Origin of the sequence: Streptomyces sp. CC208A (assembly GCF_030010625.1) — a bacterium.
GTDB lineage: Bacteria > Actinomycetota > Actinomycetes > Streptomycetales > Streptomycetaceae > Streptomyces.
The window spans coordinates 68,694-93,149 of sequence record NZ_JASCXN010000009.1 but is presented as its reverse complement, the minus strand read 5'-3'; the positions used below and the strand labels follow the sequence as shown (position 1 = coordinate 93,149).

Genomic DNA, 24,456 nt, shown 5'->3' with positions numbered 1-24,456 from the left:
GGAGGGGCGGGAGGGGAGGGGGTGGGGGGAGGGGGGAGGGCCCCGGGTCAGGGAGTGGGGCCGGTGACGCCGTGGAGGGCCATGGTGACGGCCGCTTCGGCGATGCGGTCGGGGTGTTCCGCGGCGCCGAGTTCGATGCGGCGGACGGCGGCGTCGACGACGCCCTGGAGGAGCATGGCGGCGAGGCGGGGTTCGGGGGTGCCGAGGGCGGCGAGGGCTTCGACGACCATGGCGACGAGGCCGCCGTGGGCGGCGCGGATCTTCTCGCGGGCGCCGTCGTCGAGCTCGCCGGCGGAGATGGCGACGACGGCCCGGTGGCGGCGGTCGCCGACGAGGTCCAGCTGCTTGCGGACGTAGGCGGCGACCTTGGCCTCGGGGGTGTCGGCGGCGGCCATGGCGGTCTCGACCTCGGCGGCCCAGACGGGGAAGTCGACCGCGCACAGTTCCTCGACGACGGCGGCGCGGGAGCGGAAGTACTCGTAGACCGACGAGCGGGCGAGGCCGGTGCGCTCGGCGAGCGCGGGGAAGGTCAGCGCCTCCGTCCCGCCCTCGGACAGCAGGGAACGCGCGGCGTCCAGCAGGGCGCCGCGCTGCATGGTCCGGTGCTCGGCCACCGAGGCCGCTCGAATCCTGGGCACGGCTCCACTGTACGACCGGCGGGGCGGCGTCAGCGGCCCACGTCGGCCAGTTTGGCGCGGAGCTGGAGGACGGACTTGGTGTGGATCTGGCTGACGCGGCTCTCGGTGACGCCGAGGACGTGGCCGATCTCGGCGAGGGTCAGGCCCTCGTAGTAGTAGAGCGTGACGACGGTCTTCTCCCGCTCGGGGAGGGTGTTGATGGCGCGGGCGAGCAGCCGTCTCAGCTCGCGGTCCTCGGCGACCTCGACGGGGTTGTCGGCGGCCGTGTCCTCCAGGGTGTCCATGAGGGAGAGCCGGTCGCCGCCCTCGCCGCCGACGTGCAGGAGCTCTTCGAGGGCGACGACGTTGGCCAGGGACAACTGACTGAAGACGGCGTGCAGTTCCTCCAGCGGGATGCCGAGTTCGGCGGCGACCTCGCTCTCGCTGGGGGTGCGGCGGAGCTGGGCTTCGAGGGTGGCGTAGGCGCGCTCGACGTTGCGGGCCTTCTGGCGCACGGAGCGGGGGATCCAGTCGAGGGCACGCAGTTCGTCGATCATCGCGCCGCGGATGCGGGTGATGGCGTAGGTCTCGAACTTGATGGCGCGTTCGACGTCGAACTTCTCGATGGCGTCGATGAGGCCGAACACCCCGGAGGAGACGAAGTCCGCCTGTTCGACGTTGGACGGCAGGCCGACGCTGACGCGTCCGGCGACGTACTTGACGAGGGGCGAGTAGTGCAGGATCAGCTGCTCCCGCAGGCGTTCGTCGCCGGTGGCCTTGTAGGAGCGCCACAGCTCTTCGAGTGAGGTCGGCGCGGGCGGCCGCACGGTGCCCCGGGCTGCTGGGGGCACCGCAGCGCGGTCAGACCCGGAGGTGTGCTGGGGCATGCGTTGCCTTGAGCCGTTCTGCTGTCGGGTGTGTCGGTCTGGGTGTCCTGTGGGGAATCCTGGTGAGCGTAGCGTGAGTGTGGTGTCGCGGTGAGCGAACGGGAGCGGATCGCGCCGGTCCGGGTGGGCGTGGTCGGCCACATCTTCGAACCGGGGTCGTGGCGCGCGGCGGCCCCGCGGGTGCGGCCGAGAGAACTCGGTTGCTCATCGGCTTCACCTTTTCACCCGAATGCGCCAGGTCAAGTACCGCCTCGCCGCGCGTTCGACACCGGCTTGCCGCTGTTCGTCAACCTCCATCCGTCGCCGTCCCGTTCGGCGTGACCGAGGGCGTGGAGTTCGTACAGCCGGGCGAGGGCCTCGTCGGGGGTGGTCCCGGCACGGCGGGCGATCTCGTCGGTGGGGGCGGGCGGGTGGGCGGGGAGGGCTTCGAGGACGCGGGCGGTGTCGGGGTGGAGGAGGTCCCGGGGCAGCACGGGGCCGCGTCGGGCGGGGGCGAGGTCGCCGATGGCACCGATGAGTTCGATGATCTCGTCGGCGTCGGTGACGAGGGTGGCGCCGCCCCGCAGGAGTTCGTGGACTCCCGCGGAGAGGGCGCTGGTGACGGGGCCGGGGACGCCCATGGTGTGGCGGCCGAGGCGGGTGGCGGCGCGGGCGGTGACGAGGGAGCCGCTGCGGTGCTGGGCTTCGACGACGACGGTGCCGCGAGTGAGGGCGGCGATGACGCGGTTGCGGAGGATGAAGCGGCTGGGGGTGGGGTGGCTGCCGGGTGGGAGTTCGCCGATGAGGAGCCCTTGGCGGGCGATGCGGTCGAGGAGTCCGCCGTGGCCGCGGGGGTAGGGGGTGTCGACGCCGCTGGCGAGGACGGCGGCGGTGGCTCCGCCGGCGGCGAGGGCTCCGCGGTGGGCGGCGCCGTCGATGCCGTAGGCGGCGCCGGAGACGACGACCCAGCCGTGCCGGCTGAGTCCGGTGGCGAGGTCGGCGGCGATGTGGGCGCCGTACGGGGTGCAGGCGCGGGCGCCGACGACGGCGACGGAGCGGAGGGCCCAGGTGCGCAGCGGGGCGGGGCCCCGGGTCCAGAGGCCGACGGGCCGGGTGTCGCCGAGGTCGTCGAGCTGGCGGGGCCAGTCGGGGTCGCCGGGGATGAGGAAGCGTCCGCCGAGTCGGGTGATGTGGTCGAGATCGGCTTCGGGGTCGATGGTGCGGGCCCGGTGGCGCCAGCCGGCGAGGCGGCGGGGACCGGTGCCGGGCAGCGGGGGCTCGCGGGGGTCGCGCAGGAGGGTGAGGAGCCCGGTGGCTCCGTGGGCGCGCAGCGCGTGCCCAGCCTGTTCGTCACCGGGTTCGACGATGCGGGTGAGGGCGGCGCGGGCGAGCCGTTCGGCGTCCGGGGGGTGAGGGGTCATGCGAGGTCTCCGGTGGTGAGGGGGACGCCTCGGGTGATGCCGGTGCGCAGTTCCAGGGCGTGGGCGATGTCGTCGTGGTCGGGGCGGTCGTGTCCGGCGAGGTCGGCGATGGTCCAGGCGACGCGGAGGACGCGGTCGAGGCCGCGGGCGGTGAGGAGGCCGCGTTCGATGTCGCGTTCGGCGTGGGCGAGGGCGCCGGGGGCGGCGAGGTGGCGGGTGCGGAGTTCGTGGCCGGGGATCTCGCTGTTGAGGGTCCAGGGGGTGCCGGTGAGGCGGGCGGTGGCGCGGGCGCGGGCTTCGCGGACGCGGTCGGCGACGGCGGCGGTGGGTTCGCCGCGGCCGCCTTGGCCGAGGAGGTCGGCGCGGGTGACGGGTTCGGCTTCGACGCGGAGGTCGACGCGGTCGAGGAGGGGGCCGGAGAGGCGGGCCTGGTAGCGGCGGATGACGGAGGGCGGGCATTCGCAGCCGGCGCCGTGGAGGGTGTGGCGGCCGCAGGGGCAGGGGTTGGCGGCGAGGGCGAGGAGGAAGCGGGCGGGGAGGCGGACGACGCCGGCGGTGCGGGCGATGACGACGTGCCCGGATTCGAGGGGCTGGCGGAGGGCGTCGAGTGATTTCGTCGAGAACTCGGGGGCTTCATCCAGGTAGCGAGTTTGACACCGGCATAATCAAGAGGCTGCCTCCCCATGCGCAGCACGGGGACAGAGGAAAGAGAGCAACACGAGTGAAGCGGGTTCTTGGTGTCCTGCGCCTGTCCAGGGCGAGCGACGAAAGCACGGCCATCGTGCGCCAGCGCGCAGAGATACAGAAGTGGGCCGACGACAGGGGGTACGTCATCGTCGGATGGGCCGAGGATGACGGCGTGTCCGGTGGCATCGAACCTTGGAAGCGTCCCGGGCTCGGCGAGTGGTTGCCGTCGACTATCGGCAGGGACGTAAGCGACATCGAGCACCGGCTTGCATGGGAAGCGTCTCGCGCGTCCGACTTCGACGTGATCGCAGCGTGGAAGTTGGACCGCCTCTCTCGCCGCGTCTTGCACGTCCACACCCTCGCGGAGTGGTGCGAGAAGCACGGCAAGCAGGTTGCCAGTACAGCGGATCGCTTTGACCTCAGCGACCCCATGGGAAGGGTCTTCTTCAGCCTGATCGCTTCGTTCGCCGAGGGTGAGCTTGAAGCGATCAAGGCCCGCGCCAAGTCCTCCTATACGCACCTCATGACCGAGGGGCGCTGGCGCGGTGGCTTCGTTCCCTACGGCTACCGGCCGGAGAAGCAGGAGACCGGCGACGGCTGGCGTCTCGTGCTCGACGACGTGGGAACGAATACCGCCAGCACTCTCCGCGAAATCGTCCGCCGCATCATCGACGGCGAGAGCGCGAACAGCGTATGCCGATGGTTGAACGAGGACAGGACCAAGACTCCTCCCCCGCTCGACGCTCAGCGCATCCGGGCTGGCAAGGCACCGAAGGGGGCACTCTGGCGGGTGGGCAACCTGATCAAGATGCTCCGCTCTCACACGTTGCTTGGACAAGTCGAGATGACGGAAGAGATCACCTTGCCTGACGGTCGCAAGGAGAAGCGCACCCGCCTTGTCCGCGACAAGGAAACCGGGCTCCCTCTCCAGAGGGCAGAGCCGCTGATCTCCAAGGAGGACTGGGACCTCGTGAACAAGAAGCTCAAGGAGAACAGCAACGGGAAGGCAGGCAACCGTTACGGCGGGTCCCCGCTACTCCGGGTGGCGTTCTGTACCTGCGGCCAGCCGCTCTACCGGTACAAGGGGCGCAGCCACCAGTACTACCGCTGTGCCATGCGCGCGATAGCTGGGCAGAACTGTGAGCAGAACCAGTCCATCAGCGCCCCGGAGCTTGAGCGTGTCGTGGAGGACACGTTCCTGCGCAGCGTCGGGAAACTTGAGATCGTCCGGAAGGTGTTCCGCCCCGGAGTCGACTACACCAACGACATCGCGGAAGTCACGGAGCGCTTGAAGGAACTGCGGGAGGACCGCTCGGCAGGGCTCTACTCCGGGGAGGCGGGAGCGAAGGAGTACCGCGCCGAGTACGCCCGGCTGGAGAACAAGCGGCAAGCGCTCCAGGCGCAACCGACGCGACCGGATGGCTGGGAGGAGTACCCGACCGGGGAGACGTACCGCGAACGGTGGGCCACGCTGGCCACGGCTGAGCAGCGCAGCAAGGAACTGCGAGAGGCCGGGGTCAAGGTGATCGTGCACACGCAGAAACTCCCGCCGATGACGGCCGTGCAGCTCATGTCCCCCGAGGGACACGAGGGCATGTGGCAGACGCCGATCGGAAGGGTCCAGATCCTCATACCGATGGACTTCAAAAAGCGCATCCGAAACATGACAGCGATACACAGCGAGAGCTAGAGCACATGGGCCCCCCACTGTGGGGGCCCTCCTCGTTTTGTATGCTGCTCTGCCAGGTCGCCGCCGTCGCCCCCGACTGCACGAGACCGAGTTCGAGGCCAAGCCTCGGGCGCTCCTGTGAAGAGACCGCCTCATCCGTGGCCGGTCCACCCCCGCGAAGAAAGGGAGGCACATGCGCCCGCCATCCGGCGGGGGTCATCGGCGCACGCTGCGCCACACAGGGAGCATGGAGGTAGGCAACTCTCTTGGGTGCCATCAAGGACATGGGGCGACAGCTCCACCAGATCGAGCGTGTCCCGTACGAGGATGCGTTCCTCATCGGTGATCTCCTCACCACCCGGACCACCATCCTGTCCGGGGAACCGAAGGCCGGTAAGACTCTGCTCAGCGCGGGCATGGGCGCAGCCCTGCTCAACGGGGAGCCGACGTTCCTCGGGCAACCCGTACACCGGAAGCTGGATCACGTCGTGTTCGGCTTGACCGACGATGGCGCACCGGAGGAGATGAAGGAGCGCCTGCACGGGGCCGTGCCGGACGATGCGGTGACCATCTTCCCCGTCGAGGACCCCGGAGACTCCGGCTACTGGGCGGGCATCGCTGTGGACCTGGCAGAGATGCGGCCGGGCCTGTTCGTGCTGGACAACCTGATCGGCGCACTCGCCCCCGGCGAGGACATCGCCTCGTCTGTCACGGCACAGCGGATCATGCGCAGTCTCCGGCCGATCAGTGAGGCGGGCATCCCGACTCTGGTGGTCACCCACACCCCCAAGGGGACAGGGGAAGGGATGAGCGTCTCGTCCTCCCCGATCGGGGGACGTGCCATCGCTGCCGGTGCCCGAGGGCTGATCGTGCTGCGCAACTCAGGGAAGTACGGACGGCGCATCCAGACTGCGAGCAACCGGGCCAGGGAAGACCTGGACATCGCCGTCACCGTGCGCCGTGCCGGCAAGCACAGCGAGGTACCCGTCTGGGAGCGGGCAGAGCCTGCCCTCAAGCTCGTCAGCCTGCCGAAGGCCAAGGCATGGGATGAAGACCTCATCGCACGGATCGTCAAGGAACAGCCGGAGGAGACGACGTACAAGGCGCTGGCTGTGCGGTACGCGCCCGAGGTCGGAAGGAAGTGGGAGACCGTACGGCCCAAGCTCAGTGACGCCCTGGCCCACGTTGACGGGCGCTGGGTCAGGAAGTCCGCCGAGACGGCCTGAACCGTGGTGGTGGTGATGCTGCCCCCTTGTAGGAGTGTCACCACCACCAACTACCTCGCTCCGCTCGGCAAGCCTCGCTCCTCCTCTACTTACGTAAGTACGTCAGCCCTCTGATACTGGCGGCCTACGGCCGACCAGCACGCAGAGCACTGGAGAACTGCGAAGCCGGGAGCCTGTCAGCGGCGAAGAGGTACGAGGAGGGGCGGCCTCCGGCCGCACAGCAGGAAGCCCACTTCAACAGGGCGGCCCCAGAGGGGCCGACAGAAGGAAGCCACGTCCGTACTTACGTCATCAGCAAGGGAAGCGGGGCGCTGTGCGCCCCAGCCGCAAGGGCAAAGGCGAAGAGGTAGGGGGAGGCGCGGCCTCCGGCCGCACATCAGGAAGCCCGCTTCGGTAGAGCGGCCCCGCAGGGGCCGACAGGAGCAAGACCGGGAAGCCACAGGTGGGGCGCTACGCGCCCCCCAGAGCGCCGAGCACTACGGCAAGGGCAAGGAGAAGGGGGCCGCTCATGCGGCCACAGAGCAAGGCTGCTCACGCAAGCCCCGAAAGGCTTCACTCTTGTGCAGTCCCGGCCGCAGGCCGGCACCCGACGCAGCGCTTCTACCTGCTATTTCTTCGCCGTTGCCTACCTTCGCCGCTGCCCTGACGAGGTCTGAAACCGTGGCAGGATCTGAGCTGCTAAGACATGGCGGTCGACGAGGGCCCCCTTCGGGGGTCATACCCCACCCCCTTCGCCCTTCGCATCCCATCGCCGTCGCCCTACGATGCGCGCCATGATCAAGATGTCTTGGACGCTGATAGGTGAGCACGCAGACGAGTGGACTGGAGCCGACACCCAAGAGGGTGCGGCAGTACTGGAAGCCAGACTCAGGACCGTGGTCGAGGACAGCGACATGACCGCCGAGACGGCGCAGCACTGGCAGGCCACGTTCCTCGCCCCCATGGTCGAGGCCGTACGCACTGAGGGACAGGCGGCCGTCTCGCGAGGCGAGGCATGGAGCAAGGCAGCCGGTCCGATGCTCGTGTCTGTGTCGACCACTGCCTGACCCAAGACCGAGTGATGAAGGGCAACCCGAGGCCGTCCCGTAAACCTTCGTTATCGGGACGGTTTGGCTTCACTCAGGGCGTGTCCGTTTCACCCCCGCTTGACAGTCCCGTAACCCGTCTCGAAACATCACCCTTCCGACTAGCTTTCGGGACACGTTTATGAGACTGTCTCGTTCATGACCACGAACACCCCGGCCGATCAGGTCGAGAGTCACGCCTGCCCGAAGTGCGATGCCCCTGCCGGTAGCCCCTGCCGTACGACTACGGGCAAGGTCGCGGCGAACTACCACACGGGCCGCTTCGCCCTGGTGCCCGCGCTCAAAGCGGAACTGACCGTGAAGACTCCGGCCGACCGCAACCCCGGCAAGGCATGGACGGCAGGCGCTCCCGTCACACAGGTGTCTGACGCGACACCGGGCGCAGCGATCCGACTGGGCTACGCAAGGTGCAGCACTGTTGGGCAGGAACTCCAGTCTCAGTTGGACATGCTCGCCCGTGCCGACTGCACCCGTGTGTTCTCGGAGAAGATCAGCACCCGTGTGAAGGAGCGGCCGGAGCTTGAAAAGGCGCTCACGCTGGCACGGGAAATCAAGGCAGCCGCACCGAATCAGCCGGTCATCCTGACCGTGGTCGAGATGAAGCGGCTTGCCCGCAGTGCAGCAGAGCTGATGACTCTGTCGTCCACCCTTCAGGCGGACGGCATCCAACTGGAACTCCTGTCCGGTCCCCTCCAGGGTGTGTACGACCCGAACGGGGCGGGTGCCATCGTGTTCGCCGTGCTCGCCGTCAGTGCCGAGGTGGAGCGGGAAGGCATCCGGGAGAAGACGTTGGAGGGGCTGGACGCTGCGGCCCGCAAGGGCAACGTCGGTGGGCGTCCGTCCGTCGTGGATGACGACAAGCTAGCCGTGGCCCGTGCCAGGTACGCCAAGGGAGAGAGCGTCACGTCCATCGCTAAGGCGCTGGGAATCGGTCGAGCCACGCTGTACCGCCACCTGGGAGAGAGCGCCTGAGACAAGCGCACACGGACTCACAGACAGGCCCCCGGCATCACGTCGGGGGCCTCTGTCATGCGGGGGTCTGTGCTGCCGTCTGAGAGGCTCGGCCACCTCTGAGCCGGCGTGCCCCCAGCACGGGCGAGAGGGGCCAGCACAGGGGCGCACGGCAGGCCGGGGCCCCGTCCCGAGCACAGCAGGTCAGGCAGGGGCAGGCTCGGAGTCCGGAACGGTTTCCGCGGGGGTCGCCCTGTGATCGGCGACAGCCGGACGCTCATGGAATGTCAGGCCGAGCGTGGCGAAGCCGAGCACGTGGAGCACGGCCCAACTTGCCGTAAGGACCGTGCCCAGCCGGTCGCGGTCCGGTGGGGCCGCATGTCGTGCGGACATCAAGCCGCCTCCCTTGTGGACACGAGGGCGGTGGCCCACTCCAGAGCGGTCGCGATGTGCTCGGGCTGGATGCCCTCGTGCGGGTCGGGCTCGATGAGCAGGGTCGGGTTTCCGAACGTGGTCCGGTCGGCCGCCCACTGGTGGTCGAGGCGGGTGAAGTCGTCGTCGATCCACACGGCCGGAGCCGTAGCGAGCCAGTCCGCGACGTGGTTGCGCTTCCACAGGTAGCCGTCGGGGTGACTGGTCTTGATCGGCAGGTTGGGCAGTTCGATGTGCTCGAAGTCCGGCAGGCCCATCAGCGGGGCGATGACGCGGCGGGCATCGGCTCGCCAGCTCGTGCACCACACGGGCCGGACCAGGCCGGTGCCGATGGCGTCGGTGATGAGCTTGCCGTGGTCCGGGTTGAGCCAGACATCGAACGGCTTGGCCACGTCGTCAGTGGTGACCGTGTGGCGGGGGTGGGTAGCCGGGGTGGCGCCGTCCGGTCCGGGGAACGGGATGAAGACGCCGTCGATGTCTAACAGCAGGAACGGGGGTTGGTGCATCGGTGCCTCCCGGGTTCGGTCGGGTGTCAGGGCTTCCGTGCGGTGATGAGCAAGGTGGTCGGCCAGCGAGCGTCAGCCGGGGCGAACAGGTTGTGCACTCCGGTGATCAGCAGTCCGGCGCGGTTGACCGCCCGCACCCAAGCGGCCGGGTCGATGTCCCATCGGTCGACCGTGGCGGCGGTTCCGTCCGGCAGCGTCACGCGGTCATGGGTGCGGGGACTGGGCGGGATGGTGCCGGTGCGCTGCGGGTGCGGGACGGAGAAGGCAAGCACTCCCTTGCGTCCGAGGCGACGGGAGCACGCACCAAGCAGCCTGGACGGTTCGGCCAAGCCGATCGCTCCGAAGACCGAGACGATGGCGTGGAGCGGTTCACTCTCACGGCTGAGGTAGCCCAGCGCGCGGGAGTGGACGAACTCGGTTCCGTGGTGTCCGTAGTGGGCGTAGGCCCGTTGGACCTGTCCTTTCGAGCGGTCCACTCCGGTGACCTTTGCGCCGATGCTGGTCAGGTGGGCGGCGTTGTGGCCGGGCCCGCATCCCAGTTCCACCACGCGTCGCCCTGCCAGGTCCTCGCCGAGGATCTCAGCGCCAGGACCGATGCCGGGGCGCTGTGTCCACTCCATCCGAGCGGGCGGTTCGAGGGGGCGTAGCGGGCCCTCTGCCAGGCGCTGGGCAGCGTGAGCGTCCCAAGCGTCCACGTCACGCCTCCAGCAGCCTGACGGCCGCGAGGAGGTGCTTGCGGACGACCTTGATGTAGACCGGGTCATCCTCGGGGTTGTTGATCCAGCGGAGCGCCTGCTCCATGAACCACTCACTCGCCCACACCCGATGCCAGCCCAGCGCCCACCGTTCGGCAGGCAGGCCGCCGCGCTCGGCAAGCGCGTCCTTGTCACCGCCAGCGTTCACGTACGTCTCGATGAAGGCGCGCAGCCTCGCCGGGTCCGGGTCGCCAGTGGTGCCGTGCCAGGACGCCAGGTCGAGGAGGCCAGGGCCGGTGAACGCACGGGCGAAGTCGAGCAAGCGCCAGCCGTCCTCGCCGATGTGGAGGCTGGTCGGGTGGAACTCGGAGTGCACCCAGCCGTACGGGGCCAGCTCAGCACCGGTCGCCCGCTTCTCCGCCGACGCCGCGAGGGAGCCGAGCGCAAACGACAGCTCGGCGGTGTCCTCGTTCCAGCGGCCGGCGTCACGCAGGCGGCGCAGGTGGCCGAGCGCCAGCTCGGGCAGGGCGGCAAGTGCGTCCTCGTCCATCTCCCGGAGCGACGGGGCGACGGGTGCTTGGTGCAGGGCGACAGCGGCCACGATGCCATCCATGTCCTGTGCCTCGCGGACCTCTTCGCCCAGGTCCTCGATGACCATGCCAAGGGTTCCGTCTCGGACGATGGAGCCGATGACCTCCGGCACGGGGATGCCGGACAGGCGGGCGGCTCGAAGGATCTCGTCCTCGGTGGCGAACGGTTCGACGGCGTACTTGTAGATCGCGGTGCGCATGTGCGGGGGGAAGCGCAAGCGCTCGACACCCGACATGTCCCACACCCGCATCTCTTCACGGGTGGGGATCGGCTGGCCGGTGCGGGCGCAGATGTCGGCGAGGATGGCGGCGGTGAGCTTGCTGTCCACGGGGGCGGTTCCGTTCCTTCGGGGGGTGGGTCAGGGGCCAGGCCCGGGGCGACAGCGCGCTTGCCACCCCGGGCCGGGGATCAACGCTGGGATCAGGCGGCGGTCACCCGGTAGGAGTTGACCTGCTCGATCCACTCGGCCTTCATCTCGGCCAGCTCCTTGCCGAACGTGGCCATCGACGCGCCGTAGGGGGCGACGACGCCGCCGGACTGGTCGGGCTTGGACTGGCAGCCGTGGACCAGCCGCCCGCCGAGCGCGGCGTGAGCCTTGATGCCCTCGATCCGGCGGTGCTCGTTGAACCACCCGCCGTGGTAGACCTCGTCCAGCATCTGGCCGTCCTCGTCGGAGAGGTCGAAGACCACCCCGGTCGCGGAGGGGAAGAACCAGCACGGGCCCACGTTGGAGATGTGGCCGTCGAGCTCGACCTTGTTCAGGGCCATGAAGGTGGCCGCCTCGCGGAGCATCTTCAGGTGCTCGGCGGTGACACCCGGCAGGCCGAGCGTGGCGAGGTGCTCGTCCCGGAACAGGTACGAGTACACCTGGTAGGCGATGGCCAGCACCTCGCCCGCGTCGTTGGTCGAGCGGCCGTGCGCCTTCACGAACTCCAGCGCCATCTGTTCGACGGTGGCGGTCTCGGTCTCGTCCGCGTTCAGCAGGCCGTCCGTCACGGTCTGCCAGTCGATGACGAGCCAGGTGTTCGCCTCGAACCGGAAGAAGTACTCGGCCGGGTCGAGGGTGATCTTGTTGCCGTCCACGGTGATACCGGGCAGGCGGTTCCAGCGCGGGTCGAACGCCTCGGGCAGCTCGACCGTGATCGTCGCGGTGTCGACGGTGGTCACCTGTGTCTCCGTTCCGGGCGGGGCGCAGCTTCGCTACGCCTGTCGGCTTGGGTGACCGCGCGGGGCGGAAGGGTCCTGCTCATCGCCCCGTGCGGCACGACACTGAGTCAACAGGTGTGCGCTCGCCGTGAATATGGAAGGAGCCTGGCGGTACCTTGAAACCCTTGAAACCTGGCCCAGGGGGGCGGCCTCATGGCAGCACGCGCACGCACTCCGAACCACAAGCTCGCCGCTCTGTACGCCGAGACCTGCTGGAACCTTGGCGAGTTCGCACGTGCGGTCAACCGGGTCGGAACCGAGACCGGTCGTCGGTTGAAGTACGACGAGTCCGCCGTATCCCACTGGTTATCCGGCACGCGTCCCATGGCCAAGTTCCGACCGGTCGTGCTGGAAGCCCTCGCCCGCAAGCTCGGCAGGCGGATCACTGCGTTCGAAGCTGGCTTTGCCGATCAGCCCGACATCGAGCCCGAGGCGACGGATACCGTTGCTGGACTGATCGATCTCGGGAGCATGGACATGGACCCATCTCGGAGGGGAGTACTCGCAGGGGGCCTGTACTCGGTCGCCCTGACGATCCCTGGCTGGCCCGACGTACTCTCACGCTTCGAACGGATCAAGACCAACCCGCACACCCGGATCGGCATGGCCGAGGTCGAGTCCGTCATAGCCATGACCGAGCGGATCAGCGAACTGGATGACCAGTTCGGCGGGCGTACCGCCCGGCCCATGGCCGCCGCGTTCATGGTGAACAACATCGCCCCGTACCTCCAAGCCACGGCCAGCGAATCCGTACGCAAGGCCATGCTGTCGGCCGCTGCCGATCACCTCTACCTGACCGGGTACATGGCCGTTGACGAGCGACTGGACATGCTCGGCCAGAGCTACTACACGAAGGCTTTGGAGCTGGCCGGCGCAGCCGGGGACCACCTCACCTACTGCACCACGCTGCGCGGCATGAGTGTCCAAGCGGTCGAGCTTGGGCATGGCGCAGCGGCCTTGCGCTACGCCAACGCAGCGTCGGCCGCCTCTCCCGAGGCCGGACCGAGGATGCGGGCGTTCCTCGCCGGACAGCAGGCACACGCCGCCGCGCAGACCGGCGACCGGCGCACGGCATGGGCGATGCTCCGTGAAGCAGAGGTGGCCATGGAGAAGGCGGAAGCCAAGGCAAAGGCCCACGGTTCCTACGACCCCGCGTCCCTGAGCTACCACGTCTCGCAGGTCAGCTACGAGCTAGGCGACCGCGAGGGAGCCATCCGCGCTCTTGAGCAGTCCGAGAAGGTCAGGCCCACCGTGTACCGGCGCGCCAGGGTCCGGCACCGCTCGATGATGGCCGAGTGGAAGCTAGAGGCTGGTCGGCTGGAGGAAGCCGTCCAGACCTGGCACATGGCTCTCGACGACTTCCCCCACGTCCAGTCCGGCCGTGCCGACGACCGCTTCCGCGCGATGCTTTCCGCCCTCCGCCCGCACGCGCGAAACCCCCACGTCCGCGAGCTGACCGAACGCGCCCGCCCCCTGGCTACCGCGCGCCGGATCTGATCGGCCGATTCGAGCTAGGGGTTCAGGTCTCGGGATCGGCAGTACTCCCAAGCCGATCTGCGGTCCTGCGCCCCAGGTGCACGATCCGATGTGTCCTGCGCCGTTACCCCAAACGCCTCCCTCTCGACTGCCAAGGTGCTGCGCGGCCCTGGGTGGGCCTCTGCGGGCCGATCTTCCTTGCGGGCACGGGTATCGCATAGCGCCCGCTGGAAGGCCGCCACGCGACCTCTGGCGTGATCCCTGGTAGCACCCTGTTTATCCTCCGATGGGGTACTGTCCACTCCGGTGTCAAACCCCCTCCTGCGCCTCGTCCAGGAAGAGGACGCCTCGGTGGGCGAGGGAGACGGCGCCGGGCCTGGGGATGCCGTTTCCGCCGCCGACGAGGGACTGCATGGTGGCGGAGTGGTGGGGCGCGCAGTAGGGGGCGCGGCGGACGAGGGGTTCGCCGGGCGGGAGGATCCCTGCGACGGAGTGGACGGCGGTGACTTCGAGGGATTCCTGTCGGGTGAGGGGCGGCAGGATGCCGGGGAGCCGTTCGGCGAGCATGGTCTTTCCGGCGCCGGGTGGTCCGCTGAGGAGCAGGTGGTGGCCGCCGGCGGCGGCGATCTCCAGGGCGCGGCGGGCGGTGTGCTGTCCGGCGACGTCGGCGAGGTCGGGGCCTTCGCCGGGGGCGGGGGCGAGTCCGGTGCCGAGGCCCGCGCCGGGGACGAGGAGTCCGGCGAGCATGGCGTCGGGGCGGCCTTCTTCGACGGGTTCCTCGTCGGGGACGGGTTCGTCGGCGAGGACGGCGATGAGCTGGCGGAGGGTGCGGACGCCGAGGACGGAGACGCCGGGGACGAGGGAGGCCTCTCCGGCGGTCTGTTCGGGGACGACGACCTGGTGGTAGCCGGCGTCGGCGGCGGCGAGGACGGCGGGGAGGATGCCGCGGACGGGTCGGACGCGTCCGTCGAGGCCGAGTTCGCCGATGAGGACGAGGTCGGCGATGGAGCGGGGGTCGATGCGTTCGGCGGCGCCGAGGACGGCGGCCGCCACGGCGAGATCGAAACCCGATCCGCTCTTGGGGACGGAGGCCGGGCTGAGGCCGACGGTGAGTTTCTTCTGGGGCCATTCGGCGCCGGAGTTGACGACGGCGGCGCGGACGCGGTCGCGGCTTTCGCTGAGGCTCTTGTCGGGGAGGCCGACGAGAGTGAAGGCGGCGACGCCGGGTTCGAGGTCGGCCTGGACCTCGACGACGACGCCTTCGACGCCGACGAGGGCGACGGAGCAGGTGCGGGCGAACCCCATCAGGCCACCCCCTGGGCGTGGGTGAGGACGGGGGCGCCGCGGTGGGGCAGGACGATGCCGATGAGGTCGATGCGGACGCCGCCGGGGGGTGGCGGGGTGCCGGTGCGGTCGAGCCAGCAGTGGGCGAGGTGCTGGAGCCGCGCGGTCTTCTCGGGGGTGACGGCGGCCATGGGGTGCTCGAAGCGGCCGACGCGTCGGGTCTTGACCTCGCAGATGACGAGGGTGTCGCCGTCGCGGGCGACGATGTCGATCTCTCCTTCGCGGCCGCAGCGCCAGTTGCGGGCGAGGATGTGCAGGCCGGCCCGGGTGAGCCGGCGGGCCGCCAGCTCTTCTCCGTACCGTCCGAGTGCTCGGGTCGCGTTCATCGGGACCACCTCCGTCACCGACTGTGACGGAAGGGGTCCTGATCGTGTGCGGGGCTGTGGACGAGCGAGCGGTCCCGGGGAACCGCCTCACTCACACGGGTGAACGGAGTCCGAGTGGACGGAGTGCGGTCGAACGGAGTGCGGTCGAACGGAGCGGCGTCAGCTGCCGGGCAGTTCGAGGTCGCTCTTGTTGAGCTCCTCGATGTTGACGTCCTTGAAGGTGAGGACGCGGACCTGCTTGACGAACCGGGCCGGCCTGTACATGTCCCAGACCCAGGCGTCGGCCATGCTGACCTCGAAGAAGACCTCGCCCTGGACCGAGTGGACCTGCATCTCGTAGTCGTTGGTGAGGTAGAAGCGCCGTTCGGTCTCGATCACGTATTTGAACAGCCCGACGACGTCGCGGTACTCCCGGTAGAGCTTCAGCTCCATCTCGGTCTCGTACTTCTCGAGGTCCTCGGCGCTCATGGCATGTTCCCCTTCAGCCGTGCGTCCCCCTATTGTGCGCCAGTCGTGCGTGCCCTCAGACGATTTCCGGGGCGAGAACGACGGGCGTGCTCGGGGGTCCCTCGTCGAGCAGCGTGCGCAGCAGCTCGGCGAGCCTGATGGGGTACACGGTCTCATGGGCCGCCGACAGTTCGGCGGAAGTCCACCATCTCAGGCCGGAGAGGCTGCGGGTCTCCAGCTCGGTGAGGGCCTGGGGGCCGGGTGCGGGGCCGGTGCGGCGGGTGCGGGCGAGGTAGTACCACTCGTCCTGGTCCCAGCGGCGTCCGGCGAAGGGGAAGGAGCAGTGGCGCCGCCACAGGACGGGGCCGAGTACGGCGTCGGTGATGCCGGTCTCCTCGGCGAGTTCGCGCAGGGCGGCCTGTTCGGGGGTCTCGTCGCCCTCCAGGCCGCCGCCGGGGGTGAACCACCAGGTGTCGGCGGGGTCGTCCGGTTCGTGGCCGTGCAGGAGGAGGACCCGGTCGTCGGGGTCGAGCAGGATCACCCGGGCGACCTGCCGCACCTCTCCCCCGACCCCGGCCCCGGCCGCGCCGCCGGAAGCGGAGCCCGTACCGCCAGGAGCGGAGCCCGTACCGTCGTCCGTGGCCGCGCCCACCCCCGTACCGCCACCCATGGCCGCGCCCTCGCCCGCCCCCGTACCGTCCCTCATCACGCCCCCACCTTCTCTCGCGTGGCCTTCCTCCGCCCGCCGAGGCGCTGGGCCAGGGGTCCGTACGCGGCGCCGGCGAGGATCAGGACGGCGCCGGCCGCGACGGCGGTCAGCAGGGGGGTCACGGGGCCGGGCGAGGAGACGCCGCCGGGGAGGGCGGCGAAACCGGCCGGGCGTTCCACGAGGCCGCCGGTGACGGGCCAGACGACGGAGTCGACGCGGGCGACGACGGCGGAGCGGGGCACCGAGCCCTGGGCGGCGTCCTCCAGGTGGGTGCGGGAGTCGAGGGAGGAGGTCCGGTCGTCGCCGAGGAGGAAGAGGCTGTCCTCGGGGACGGTGGCGGTGAAGTCCTCGCCGGAGGCGCGGACGGTGCCGTCAGGTCCGGGCCGCAGATACGGTTCGTCGATCGGGGTGCCGTTGACGGTGAGGCGGCCGCCGTCGCCGCAGCAGGCGACGGTGTCTCCGCCGACGGCGACGACGCGCTTGACCATGGCCGAGCCGCCCCACAGCGGGTCCTCGAAGACGACGACGTCGCCGCGCTTCACGTCCGCGCCGTCGACGCGCTGGGCGAGGACTTTCGCGCCGATCTCCAGGGTGGGGGCCATGGAGCCGGTGGGGACGCTGTACGGCCGGTACAGCAGGGCTCCCCCGGCGAAGCCGCCGAGGAAGAGCAGACAGCCGACGGCCACGGCCAGCCCGGACAGCACGCTGCCGAGCCGGCCGTGGCCGTCACGGTTCTTGGTCGTTCCGCTCATGGGCACCCCAGAGGTCTGTCGACGGTCTGGGACGGCACCCTACCCGCGGAAACCTACTCGGCGGTATGGCGTGCGGCCCGCTTCCCGCGCCGCCACAGCACCAGGGGGAGCGCTCCGGCGAGGCCGAGCGCCGCCGGGGCCGCCGCCGGGAGGGCCGCCGCGGCCTGGTCGAGGCCCGGCTGGTCGAAGGTGTCCGGGATCGGCAGCGTCGCCCAGCGGGTGACGGGCCAGGCGACCACGACGGCGCGGCCCACGACCTGGTCGTTGGCGATGGTGCCGCCGCCGGGCAGCTCCTGGTGGAAGCGGGAGTCGAGCGAGTTCTGCCGGTTGTCGCCCATGACCCAGATGCGGTCCTGGGGGACCTTGATCGGGCCGAAGGAGTCCTGGCAGGGCACGGAGCCGGGGTAGAGGTAGGAGGTCTCGTCGAGCTCCTTGCCGTTGACGACGACCTTGCCGCCCTCCTTGCAGGAGACGGTGTCGCCACCGATGGCGATGACCCGCTTGATGAGGTCCTTCTCCTCGGCGGACGGCATGAGGCCGATGAAGCTGAGGAACTTCTGGAACGCGTTGGGCTTGGGCGTCTCCGCGGTCTCCAGCCAGCCGCCCGGGTCGTGGAAGACGACGACCTCGCCGCGTTCGGGCTCGGAGCCGAACCAGGGGGTCAGTTTGTCGACGAGGACCCGGTCGCCCTTCTGCAGGGTGTTCATCATCGATTCCGACGGAATCGAGAACGCCTGGACCAGGAAGGTCTTGATCAGCAGCGCGAGGATCAGCGCGATGCCGATGAGCAGCGGCAGTTCCTTCCAGAAGGAACGCTGCTTCTTCGGCTGCGCGCCGGTGTCGTCACCCCCGTCGCTTCCGTCGCTTCCGTCTCCCCCGCCGACCCCGCCGGTCCCGCCCGGTCCGTCGCCGGACGACGAGGTCCCGCCGCCGCTGCTGTGCTCTTCCGTCACGTTCTCACCTCTGGCCCCGTCGGCCCTGTCCTCGGGCCCTTCGTGTCCGGAACGTGCGCCGACGGCCACTTCCCCCACATCCACTCCTCGTTCGATGCAACTGCCCGTCCCGGAACAGGGACAGGCCCGCCACTCCCATAACGAGCAGGAGTTCCGCAGGGGTCGGCGGCCAGGGCGATCCGTTCACGTTCCGCGAGGACACACTATGCGACGGACCGAGTGCGGTCCCGGTGCTCGCCCGTGCGTCCGGCACGGCGGCGAACGTCTCCCGCTCCTCCAGGCCGCTCCAGTGTCCGAGCGGCCAGGCGATCACCACGGCGCGGCCCACGACCTGTTCCTCGGAGATGGTGCCCCGGCCCGGTTCGTCCAGGTGGTAGCGCGAGTCGGCCGAGTCGGAGCGGTGGTCGCCGAGGACGAAGATCCGCCCTTCGGGGACCTTCACCTCGAAGGGGATCGTGGACGGCTTGTCGCCCGGGTTGAGGTACGGCTCCTCCAGCGGGACGCCGTTGACGGTGATCCGGCCGTCCTTGTCGCAGCAGCGGACGGTGTCGCCGCCGACGGCGATCACCCGCTTGATGAGGTCCCGTTCGTCCGCGGAGGGCATCAGGCCGATGAAGGTCAGCGCCTGCTTGAGCTGCTTCACCCCGATCGGGTCCTCGGCGGCGGGGGCGGTCTCCTGGTGGAGCCAGCCGCCGGGGTCCTCGAAGACCACGACGTCGCCGCGCTGCGGCTTCGAGCCGAACCACGGGGTGAGCTTGTCGACCAGCACCCGGTCGTCGATCCGGATGGTCTGTTCCATGGAGCCGGAGGGGATGACGAAGGCCTGGACGAGGAAGGTCTTGAGGACGAGCGCGATCAGCACCGCGACGCCGACGAGGATGGGGATCTCGCGGAGCGCGGAGCGCTGTCGGCGCCGCTTGACCTTGCGGGCCAGCCTGCGGCGCTCGGCGCGGCCGGGCGGCGGCGCCTGCGGCTCGCCCGGTGCGGTGCCGGGCCGGCGGCCACGGCTACCCATGCCCGCTCCCGTGGCTGCTCCCGTGCCCGCTCCCCTGCGCGTTCCCCGGCGGTACGGAGTCGTACGCGTCGGTCTCCGGCACGGTGGCCCAGCGGCCGAAGGGCCAGACGATCCAGTCGGCGCGGCCGACGACCTTGTCGACGGGGACCATGCCGCCGCCGGGGCTGCCCAGGTGGTCGCGGGAGTCGCTGGACTGGCTGCGGTGGTCGCCCATCACCCAGAGGGTGCCCGGGGGGACGACGATGTCGAAGGGCACGTCGGAGGGCCGGTCGCCGAGGGTGAGGTACGGCTCCTCGACGCGGGTGCCGTTGACGGTGATCCGGCCCTTGGCGTCGCAGCAGACGACCCGGTCTCCGCCGACGCCGACGACCCGCTTCACGAAGTCGGTCTCGTCGGGGGCGGCGAGCCCGAGGGCGGCCGCGGCGTCGTGCAGCAGGCCGGTGACGGGGTTGCCCTCCGGCTCCTCCCGGACGAAGGATCCGGTGCCGTCGAAGACGACGACGTCACCGCGGCGCGGCTCGCTGCCGAAACGGTACGCCAGTTGATTGACGAGGATCCGGTCCCCCACGTGGAGGGTGGGCTCCATGGAGCCGCTGGGGATCAGGAAGGGCTGGGCGACGAAGTGGCTGACGAGCAACAGGAAGACCACGCAGGCGACGCCGACGAGACCCGTCCGGCGCCAGGAGGGACCCCGCCCGGAGGCGTCGTCCGCAGAGTCGGATGCGGAGCCGGACGCGGCGTCGGCATCGGCATCGGCCGGAGCGTCATCCGCGGAGTCGGAGGCAGAGCCGGATGCGGCGTCGGCCGGGGCGTGCTCCGGGGCTTCGGCCGCCCCGGAAACGCGCACGGAGCGCGACCCGTCGTCCGTGGCGGGATCCGGTGAGGGATCCGCCGGGGACGAGGGGTCGCGCTCCGTGTGCTGTGCTTCGGTGTCCATCGGGGGGTGAGCCTATCCGGCCCGCCTGTACGAAGGGCGTGAAGCGTCGCGCGAGCGGTGAGCCGGAGCTCAGTTGTCGCGCTTCTCCTTGATCTTGGCGGCCTTGCCGCGCAGCTCACGGAGGTAGTAGAGCTTGGCGCGACGGACGTCACCGCGGGTCACGAGCTCGATCTTCTCGAAGATCGGGCTGTTCACCGGGAAGGTGCGCTCGACGCCGACGGAGAACGAGACCTTGCGGACGGTGAAGGTCTCGGAGACGCCGGAGCCCTGGCGGCGGATGACGACGCCCTTGAACTGCTGGATACGGGAGCGGTTGCCCTCGATGACGCGCACGTGGACGTTCACGGTGTCGCCGGGACGGAAGGCGGGCAGGTCGGAGCGGAGGGAAGCCGCGTTCACCTGGTCGAGCAGGGAGGCCATGTGAGGTCTCTTTCCTCGCCGATGCCACAGGTCATCAGCGGTGATGTACGAATCAGAGGATCGCCGTCCGGTCGATGGCGGGCGGCTCCCCCTGTGGCAGGGGCGCGCGCCGGACGGACGGCAGTCGCCTATTCTTCCACGCCCTCGACCCTGCGCCAAAATCGGCCGCCGGGCTCCGGGGCCCAGCCGAGGATCGAGAGGGTCTCGCGGTCCTTCTTGTCGAAGGCGGCCGGATCGGTGCGCTCGATGAGGTCGGGCCGGTTGAGGGCGGTGCGGCGGAAGGCCTCGTCACGCCGCCAGCGGGCGATCTTGCCGTGGTGGCCGCTGAGCAGGACCTCGGGGATGCCGCGGCCGCGCCACTCGGGGGGCTTGGTGTAGACGGGGCCTTCGAGGAGGTTGGCCATGGCGCCGGGGGCGAAGGAGTCGTCCCGGTGGGACTCCGCGTTGCCGAGGACGCCGGGGAGGAGGCGGGCGACGGCCTCGGTGATCACCAGGACGGCGGCCTCGCCGCCGGCGAGCACGTAGTCGCCGATGGAGACCTCGTAGACCGGCATCCGGGTCGCGTACTCGTCGATGACCCGGCGGTCGATGCCCTCGTAGCGGGCGGGGGTGAAGATCAGCCAGGGCCGCTCGGAGAGTTCGACGGCGAGTTCCTGGGTGAAGGGGCGGCCGCTGGGGGTGGGGACGACGAGGACGGGGCCGTGGGCGCCGCCCTCGTAGCCGTCGGCGAGGGTCTGGTCGAGGGCGTCGCCCCAGGGCTCGGTCTTCATGACCATGCCGGGGCCGCCGCCGTACGGGGTGTCGTCGACGGTGTTGTGCCGGTCGTACGTCCACTGCCGCAGGTCGTGGACGTGGACGTCGAGCCGGCCGCGGGCGCGGGCCTTGCCAACGAGGGAGACGTTCAGAGGTTCGAGGTACTCGGGGAAGATCGTGACGACGTCGAGCCTCATGCGTCGTCACCCTGCTCCGCACCCTGCTCCGCGTCGCGGGCGGAGGCGATCTCGGCGCGGTCGTCGATGAGGCCGGGCGGCGGGGTGATGACGGCCCGCTGGTTCTCCAGGTCGACCTCGGTGACGATCTCGCCGACGAAGGGGATCATCAGCTCGGTGCCGTCGGGGCGCTCCGCGATGAGGAGGTCCTGGGAGGGCAGGTGCGAGATCTCGGTGATCACGCCGATCTCGGTGCCGTCGGCGAGGACCACGTCGAGGTCGACGAGCTGGTGGTCGTAGTACTCGTCCTCCTCCTCGGGGAGCTCGTCGGGGTCGATCTCGGCGATGAGGAGGGTGTTGCGCAGTGCCTCGGCGGCGTTGCGGTCGCGGACGCCCTCGAAGCGCAGCAGCAGCCGGCCGCTGTGCACGCGGCCGGACTCGATGGTCAGCGGCCCGGCGGAGGCCGGGTCGGTGAGCAGGACGGCGCCGGGGCCGAGCCGCAGCTCGGGCTCGTCGGTACGCACCTCCACGGTGACGTCGCCCTTGATGCCGTGGGCGCGGCCGATCCGCGCGACTACCAACTGCACTGATGAACTCTCCTGTCGTACGGCAACGGGCCGGGGTGGGCGGTCTGCCCTCCCCGGCCCGTGCCGGTGTCAAACTTTCAGCGGACCTGGTCCACGTCGACGAGGTCGACGCGGATGCCACGGCCGCCGATGGCGCCCACGACGGTACGCAGCGCACGCGCGGTGCGGCCGTTGCGGCCGATCACCTTGCCGAGGTCGTCGGGGTGGACCCGGACCTCGAGAACGCGGCCGCGGCGCAGGTTGCGCGAGGCGACCTGCACGTCGTCGGGGTTGTCGACGATGCCCTTCACGAGGTGCTCGAGAGCCTCCTCGAGCATGATCAGGCCTCGGTGGACTCGGCGGCCTCGGCCTCGGCCTCGTCCGCCTTCGCCTTCTTGGCCTTCGGGGTGATGGCCTCGCCCTTGTCGTCAGCGCCCTCGAGGGCCTTGGCGAACTCGTCGAAGGAGGCGCGCTTGGCTTCCTTGGTCGCCGGGGCGAGCAGCGGCTTCTCCGGGGCGGGAAGGCCCTTGTGCTTCTGCCAGTCGCCGGTGAGCTTCAGGATGGCGAGGACGGGCTCGGTCGGCTGGGCGCCGACGGAGAGCCAGTACTGCGCACGCTCGGAGTCGACCTCGATACGCGACGGGTTGTACGTCGGGTGGTAGAGGCCGATCTCCTCGATCGCGCGGCCGTCACGACGGGTGCGCGAGTCGGCGACGACGATGCGGTAGTGCGGCTGGCGGATCTTGCCGAGGCGCTTGAGCTTGATCTTGACTGCCACTGGAGTGGTGTCTCCTGGTCTTGACGTGGTTGGGCACTTGAGATGCCACGTGGGGTTGCGGTACTCGGGTGCCCGATGGACGCGTCAGCCGGAGGAGAGAGGGGTCCTGTGCGGCTGTCGAGTACAGCTGTCCATTGTGCCACACGCCGTGGGGTCAGCTTGCGGCGCCCACCGTCTCCGGGATGCGGAAGGGCTTGCCGCAGCCGCCGCAGACGATCGGGGCCTGGGCGAGCACCGAGGGCACCACGCGCACGTTGCGCCCGCAGTCGCAGACGGCCTTGACGCGTACGCCCCCGCCCGAGGAGCCGTGCCGGGCGGCCGGTCCGCGGAAGGAGCGCTTGGTGTCGGCGGCCGTGGCGACCGTGTGGGCCTTGAGGGCGCGCTGGAGCCGCTCGATGGTGGACCGGTACCGCCGCTTCGCCTCGGGGTTGAGCGTGACCAGGGAGAAGCCGCTGCTGGGGTGCGGCTCCTCGGGATGGTCGAGGCCCATCTCCTCGGCGATCGCGAGGAATCTGCGGTTGTGGTAGCGGCCGGCGCGGGAGGTGTCGCGGACACCCCGGGCGGCGGCGATGCCGTGGACTGCCTCATGGAGCAGTCGCTCGAAGGAGAGTTCGGCGCCGCAGGCGGACGAGGACTCTCCGATCAGGGACTCGGGCGCGGCGAGGTCCGGCAGCTCGGGGTGGTACCGCTGAATGTCGGCCCACGCCTGTGCCAGCTCTGCGGCGAGAACAGGTGGTGTCGTGCTCACGTCGGGTACAACGAGCCGGATCCCTTCCGGGTTCCATTACGGGGCAACTCAAATATTTTGCACGTACCCGTCAGTCGGTATTCAGCCGTCAGGAGCTGGTGCACAGCGGCGCATACGCCCCGGCGCATACGCCCCGGCGGGTGACCGCGCGGCACGCGCGCCGGGACGGTGTAAGGGCGGTGCGGGAGGGGACATTACCGGGCCGGTGCCCGAGTTCGGGCACCGGCCCCTTCCTCCGGCCGTCGGCGGTCTCCCGGAAGCGGCCCGAAATCGCCGGGAGTCGTCCGGCCCGAGCACTGGACGGCGGGCGGGAAGCGCAGTTCCCTGGCTACGGGGGGCTGTCGTCCGGCACGGAATGGGGCCTGATCCATGACACCTACGCTCGTCCCGCACCACCCCGCGCGCGACTGGGCCGAAATCCAGGAGCGGATGCTCGTCCCGCTCTACGAGACCGTCTACGAACGCCTCGGCGTGGGCCCCGGCACCCGCCTCCTCGGCCTGGACTGCGGCACCGGCCTGGCCCTGCTGATGGCGGCGGCCCGCGGCGCCTCGGTCACCGGCGCGGAACGGGACCACGCGCGCGTGGAACTGGCCAGAACCCGCCTCCCCGAGAGCGTGACGGTCACCTCCGGAGTGCCAGGGGACGGCCCGTACGACGTGATCACCGCCTTCCACGCCGCCGACCGCACCGCCTTCGCCCCGGCCGACCTCACCCGGGCAGCGCAACCGGGCACGGCGGTCGTGCTGGCCGGCTGGGGGCCGCCGGAGCGGTGCGCGACGGAGCCCCTGCTGCGGCTCGCGGACCGGCTCGCCGACCGGCGCCCCTCCCCCCGTACCGACTTCGGCGCCCTCGCGACCCGGGCCGGACTGCGACCGGTGGGCTCGGGGCGGGTGGCCTGCCCCTTCGGGTACGCGGACGAGGGCAGCGCGGTGCGCGGGCTGCTCTCCACCGGCGTCTTCGACGAGGCGGTGCGGGTCACCGACCCCTCGCAGGTGGAGAAGGAGATCGAGGAGGCGCTGGCCCCGTACCGGCGCACCGACGGCACGGTGTGGATGCCGAACGTCTTCCGGTACGTGGTGGCGCGGATGCCGTAGGGGTACGGA

General features: G+C 70.3%; 26 protein-coding genes and 2 pseudogenes. 6 read left to right on the top strand and 22 right to left on the bottom strand.

The window, feature by feature from the left end:
- Positions 1-47 precede the first annotated feature (47 nt).
- From QK442_RS12825 to QK442_RS12810, 4 genes and pseudogenes are all read right to left on the bottom strand, one after another.
- Positions 48-614: a helix-turn-helix domain-containing protein gene (locus QK442_RS12825; RefSeq protein WP_282694121.1), complete on the bottom strand. Its 567-nt coding sequence runs from the start codon at positions 612-614 to the stop codon at positions 48-50.
- 53 nt (positions 615-667) lie between these two features.
- The gene (gene whiG / locus QK442_RS12820) at positions 668-1,504 is read right to left on the bottom strand and encodes an RNA polymerase sigma factor WhiG (protein ID WP_282694023.1); all 837 of its coding nucleotides are present in this window, start codon (positions 1,502-1,504) and stop codon (positions 668-670) included.
- A gap of 239 nt (positions 1,505-1,743) precedes the next feature.
- Entirely contained in the window at positions 1,744-2,904 is a 1,161-nt protein-coding gene (dprA, locus tag QK442_RS12815; RefSeq protein WP_282694022.1) for a DNA-processing protein DprA, read from the bottom strand.
- A pseudogene (locus tag QK442_RS12810) lies at positions 2,901-3,548 on the bottom strand (ATP-binding protein); the annotation flags it as partial. The gene dprA and the pseudogene QK442_RS12810, both read right to left, overlap by 4 nt.
- 77 nt (positions 3,549-3,625) lie before the next feature.
- On the opposite strand from QK442_RS12810, the gene QK442_RS12805 reads away from it, so the two are divergent.
- From QK442_RS12805 to QK442_RS12790, 4 genes are all read left to right on the top strand, one after another.
- Positions 3,626-5,281: a recombinase family protein gene (locus QK442_RS12805; RefSeq protein WP_282694021.1), complete on the top strand. Its 1,656-nt coding sequence runs from the start codon at positions 3,626-3,628 to the stop codon at positions 5,279-5,281.
- A gap of 245 nt (positions 5,282-5,526) precedes the next feature.
- Positions 5,527-6,486 carry an AAA family ATPase gene (locus QK442_RS12800; protein WP_282694020.1) on the top strand — a complete coding sequence of 320 codons (960 nt, stop codon included), beginning with the start codon at positions 5,527-5,529 and terminating at the stop codon, positions 6,484-6,486.
- A gap of 773 nt (positions 6,487-7,259) precedes the next feature.
- Positions 7,260-7,532 carry a hypothetical protein gene (locus QK442_RS12795; RefSeq protein WP_282694019.1) on the top strand — a complete coding sequence of 91 codons (273 nt, stop codon included), beginning with the start codon at positions 7,260-7,262 and terminating at the stop codon, positions 7,530-7,532.
- A gap of 177 nt (positions 7,533-7,709) precedes the next feature.
- Positions 7,710-8,543, top strand: coding sequence for a recombinase family protein (locus tag QK442_RS12790; protein ID WP_282694018.1), 834 nt, complete (start codon positions 7,710-7,712; stop codon positions 8,541-8,543).
- A 371-nt stretch (positions 8,544-8,914) separates the two neighbouring features.
- Here the strand turns inward: QK442_RS12790 and QK442_RS12785 are convergent, their stop codons facing one another.
- From QK442_RS12785 to QK442_RS12770, 4 genes are all read right to left on the bottom strand, one after another.
- Complete coding sequence (locus tag QK442_RS12785) at positions 8,915-9,460, bottom strand: HAD domain-containing protein (RefSeq protein ID WP_282694017.1); 546 nt, start codon at positions 9,458-9,460, stop codon at positions 8,915-8,917.
- Between the two features lie 26 nt (positions 9,461-9,486).
- Positions 9,487-10,080, bottom strand: a complete 594-nt coding sequence (locus QK442_RS12780; protein WP_282694016.1) for a class I SAM-dependent methyltransferase — start codon at positions 10,078-10,080, stop codon at positions 9,487-9,489.
- Positions 10,081-10,156: 76 nt separating this feature from the next.
- Complete coding sequence (locus tag QK442_RS12775) at positions 10,157-11,050, bottom strand: phosphotransferase (RefSeq protein ID WP_282694120.1); 894 nt, start codon at positions 11,048-11,050, stop codon at positions 10,157-10,159.
- 116 nt (positions 11,051-11,166) lie between these two features.
- On the bottom strand, positions 11,167-11,913 hold the full coding sequence (locus QK442_RS12770) for a hypothetical protein (protein WP_282694015.1): 747 nt from the start codon (positions 11,911-11,913) through the stop codon (positions 11,167-11,169).
- A gap of 192 nt (positions 11,914-12,105) precedes the next feature.
- Between QK442_RS12770 and QK442_RS12765 the strand changes: the two genes are divergently transcribed.
- A complete protein-coding gene (locus QK442_RS12765) occupies positions 12,106-13,449 on the top strand; it encodes a tetratricopeptide repeat protein (protein WP_282694014.1) in 1,344 nt (447 codons plus the stop codon).
- 303 nt (positions 13,450-13,752) lie between these two features.
- Here the strand turns inward: QK442_RS12765 and QK442_RS12760 are convergent.
- From QK442_RS12760 to QK442_RS12695, 14 genes and pseudogenes are all read right to left on the bottom strand, one after another.
- Positions 13,753-14,733 (bottom strand): annotated as a pseudogene (locus QK442_RS12760) (ATP-binding protein); the annotation flags it as partial.
- The gene (locus QK442_RS12755) at positions 14,733-15,098 is read right to left on the bottom strand and encodes a YraN family protein (protein ID WP_282694013.1); all 366 of its coding nucleotides are present in this window, start codon (positions 15,096-15,098) and stop codon (positions 14,733-14,735) included. The pseudogene QK442_RS12760 and the gene QK442_RS12755, both read right to left, overlap by 1 nt.
- Positions 15,099-15,257: 159 nt before the next feature.
- Entirely contained in the window at positions 15,258-15,566 is a 309-nt protein-coding gene (locus QK442_RS12750; protein ID WP_005311352.1) for a DUF2469 domain-containing protein, read from the bottom strand.
- Positions 15,567-15,621: 55 nt separating this feature from the next.
- Positions 15,622-16,215, bottom strand: a complete 594-nt coding sequence (locus tag QK442_RS12745) for an NUDIX hydrolase (protein WP_282694119.1) — start codon at positions 16,213-16,215, stop codon at positions 15,622-15,624.
- Between the two features lie 35 nt (positions 16,216-16,250).
- Positions 16,251-17,006: a signal peptidase I gene (gene lepB / locus QK442_RS12740; RefSeq protein ID WP_282694012.1), complete on the bottom strand. Its 756-nt coding sequence runs from the start codon at positions 17,004-17,006 to the stop codon at positions 16,251-16,253.
- Positions 17,007-17,059: 53 nt separating this feature from the next.
- Entirely contained in the window at positions 17,060-18,028 is a 969-nt protein-coding gene (gene lepB / locus QK442_RS12735) for a signal peptidase I (protein WP_282694011.1), read from the bottom strand.
- Complete coding sequence (lepB, locus tag QK442_RS12730; RefSeq protein WP_282694010.1) at positions 17,964-18,974, bottom strand: signal peptidase I; 1,011 nt, start codon at positions 18,972-18,974, stop codon at positions 17,964-17,966. The genes lepB (QK442_RS12735) and lepB (QK442_RS12730) overlap by 65 nt, the downstream gene beginning before the upstream one ends.
- Positions 18,967-19,911: a signal peptidase I gene (gene lepB, locus QK442_RS12725; RefSeq protein ID WP_282694009.1), complete on the bottom strand. Its 945-nt coding sequence runs from the start codon at positions 19,909-19,911 to the stop codon at positions 18,967-18,969. Before lepB (QK442_RS12725) ends, lepB (QK442_RS12730) begins: the two co-directional genes overlap by 8 nt.
- Positions 19,912-19,980: 69 nt before the next feature.
- On the bottom strand, positions 19,981-20,331 hold the full coding sequence (gene rplS / locus QK442_RS12720) for a 50S ribosomal protein L19 (protein WP_030496989.1): 351 nt from the start codon (positions 20,329-20,331) through the stop codon (positions 19,981-19,983).
- A 128-nt stretch (positions 20,332-20,459) separates the two neighbouring features.
- Positions 20,460-21,281, bottom strand: coding sequence for a tRNA (guanosine(37)-N1)-methyltransferase TrmD (gene trmD / locus QK442_RS12715; RefSeq protein ID WP_282694008.1), 822 nt, complete (start codon positions 21,279-21,281; stop codon positions 20,460-20,462).
- On the bottom strand, positions 21,278-21,847 hold the full coding sequence (gene rimM / locus QK442_RS12710; protein ID WP_282694007.1) for a ribosome maturation factor RimM: 570 nt from the start codon (positions 21,845-21,847) through the stop codon (positions 21,278-21,280). The genes trmD and rimM overlap by 4 nt, the downstream gene beginning before the upstream one ends.
- Positions 21,848-21,924: 77 nt before the next feature.
- The gene (locus tag QK442_RS12705) at positions 21,925-22,164 is read right to left on the bottom strand and encodes an RNA-binding protein (RefSeq protein WP_005311361.1); all 240 of its coding nucleotides are present in this window, start codon (positions 22,162-22,164) and stop codon (positions 21,925-21,927) included.
- Between the two features lie 2 nt (positions 22,165-22,166).
- Complete coding sequence (rpsP, locus tag QK442_RS12700; RefSeq protein ID WP_282694006.1) at positions 22,167-22,604, bottom strand: 30S ribosomal protein S16; 438 nt, start codon at positions 22,602-22,604, stop codon at positions 22,167-22,169.
- 154 nt (positions 22,605-22,758) lie between these two features.
- The gene (locus tag QK442_RS12695) at positions 22,759-23,352 is read right to left on the bottom strand and encodes a hypothetical protein (protein ID WP_282694005.1); all 594 of its coding nucleotides are present in this window, start codon (positions 23,350-23,352) and stop codon (positions 22,759-22,761) included.
- Positions 23,353-23,721: 369 nt separating this feature from the next.
- Between QK442_RS12695 and QK442_RS12690 the strand changes: the two genes are divergently transcribed.
- The gene (locus tag QK442_RS12690; RefSeq protein ID WP_282694004.1) at positions 23,722-24,447 is read left to right on the top strand and encodes a methyltransferase type 11; all 726 of its coding nucleotides are present in this window, start codon (positions 23,722-23,724) and stop codon (positions 24,445-24,447) included.
- Positions 24,448-24,456: the final 9 nt, after the last annotated feature.

Excerpts from the sequence above, each read along its gene's own strand:
- whiG (WP_282694023.1), bottom strand. The coding sequence starts at position 1,504 with ATGCCCCAGCACACCTCCGGGTCTGACCGCGCTGCGGTGCCCCCAGCA.
- dprA (WP_282694022.1), bottom strand. The coding sequence starts at position 2,904 with ATGACCCCTCACCCCCCGGACGCCGAACGGCTCGCCCGCGCCGCCCTC.
- QK442_RS12795 (WP_282694019.1), top strand. The coding sequence starts at position 7,260 with ATGATCAAGATGTCTTGGACGCTGATAGGTGAGCACGCAGACGAGTGG.
- QK442_RS12790 (WP_282694018.1), top strand. The coding sequence starts at position 7,710 with ATGACCACGAACACCCCGGCCGATCAGGTCGAGAGTCACGCCTGCCCG.
- QK442_RS12785 (WP_282694017.1), bottom strand. The coding sequence starts at position 9,460 with ATGCACCAACCCCCGTTCCTGCTGTTAGACATCGACGGCGTCTTCATC.
- QK442_RS12780 (WP_282694016.1), bottom strand. The coding sequence starts at position 10,080 with ATGGAGTGGACACAGCGCCCCGGCATCGGTCCTGGCGCTGAGATCCTC.
- QK442_RS12765 (WP_282694014.1), top strand. The coding sequence starts at position 12,106 with ATGGCAGCACGCGCACGCACTCCGAACCACAAGCTCGCCGCTCTGTAC.
- QK442_RS12755 (WP_282694013.1), bottom strand. The coding sequence starts at position 15,098 with ATGAACGCGACCCGAGCACTCGGACGGTACGGAGAAGAGCTGGCGGCC.
- QK442_RS12750 (WP_005311352.1), bottom strand. The coding sequence starts at position 15,566 with ATGAGCGCCGAGGACCTCGAGAAGTACGAGACCGAGATGGAGCTGAAG.
- QK442_RS12745 (WP_282694119.1), bottom strand. The coding sequence starts at position 16,215 with ATGGGTGGCGGTACGGGGGTGGGCGCGGCCACGGACGACGGTACGGGC.
- lepB (WP_282694012.1), bottom strand. The coding sequence starts at position 17,006 with ATGAGCGGAACGACCAAGAACCGTGACGGCCACGGCCGGCTCGGCAGC.
- lepB (WP_282694010.1), bottom strand. The coding sequence starts at position 18,974 with ATGGGTAGCCGTGGCCGCCGGCCCGGCACCGCACCGGGCGAGCCGCAG.
- lepB (WP_282694009.1), bottom strand. The coding sequence starts at position 19,911 with ATGGACACCGAAGCACAGCACACGGAGCGCGACCCCTCGTCCCCGGCG.
- rplS (WP_030496989.1), bottom strand. The coding sequence starts at position 20,331 with ATGGCCTCCCTGCTCGACCAGGTGAACGCGGCTTCCCTCCGCTCCGAC.
- trmD (WP_282694008.1), bottom strand. The coding sequence starts at position 21,281 with ATGAGGCTCGACGTCGTCACGATCTTCCCCGAGTACCTCGAACCTCTG.
- QK442_RS12705 (WP_005311361.1), bottom strand. The coding sequence starts at position 22,164 with ATGCTCGAGGAGGCTCTCGAGCACCTCGTGAAGGGCATCGTCGACAAC.
- QK442_RS12690 (WP_282694004.1), top strand. The coding sequence starts at position 23,722 with ATGACACCTACGCTCGTCCCGCACCACCCCGCGCGCGACTGGGCCGAA.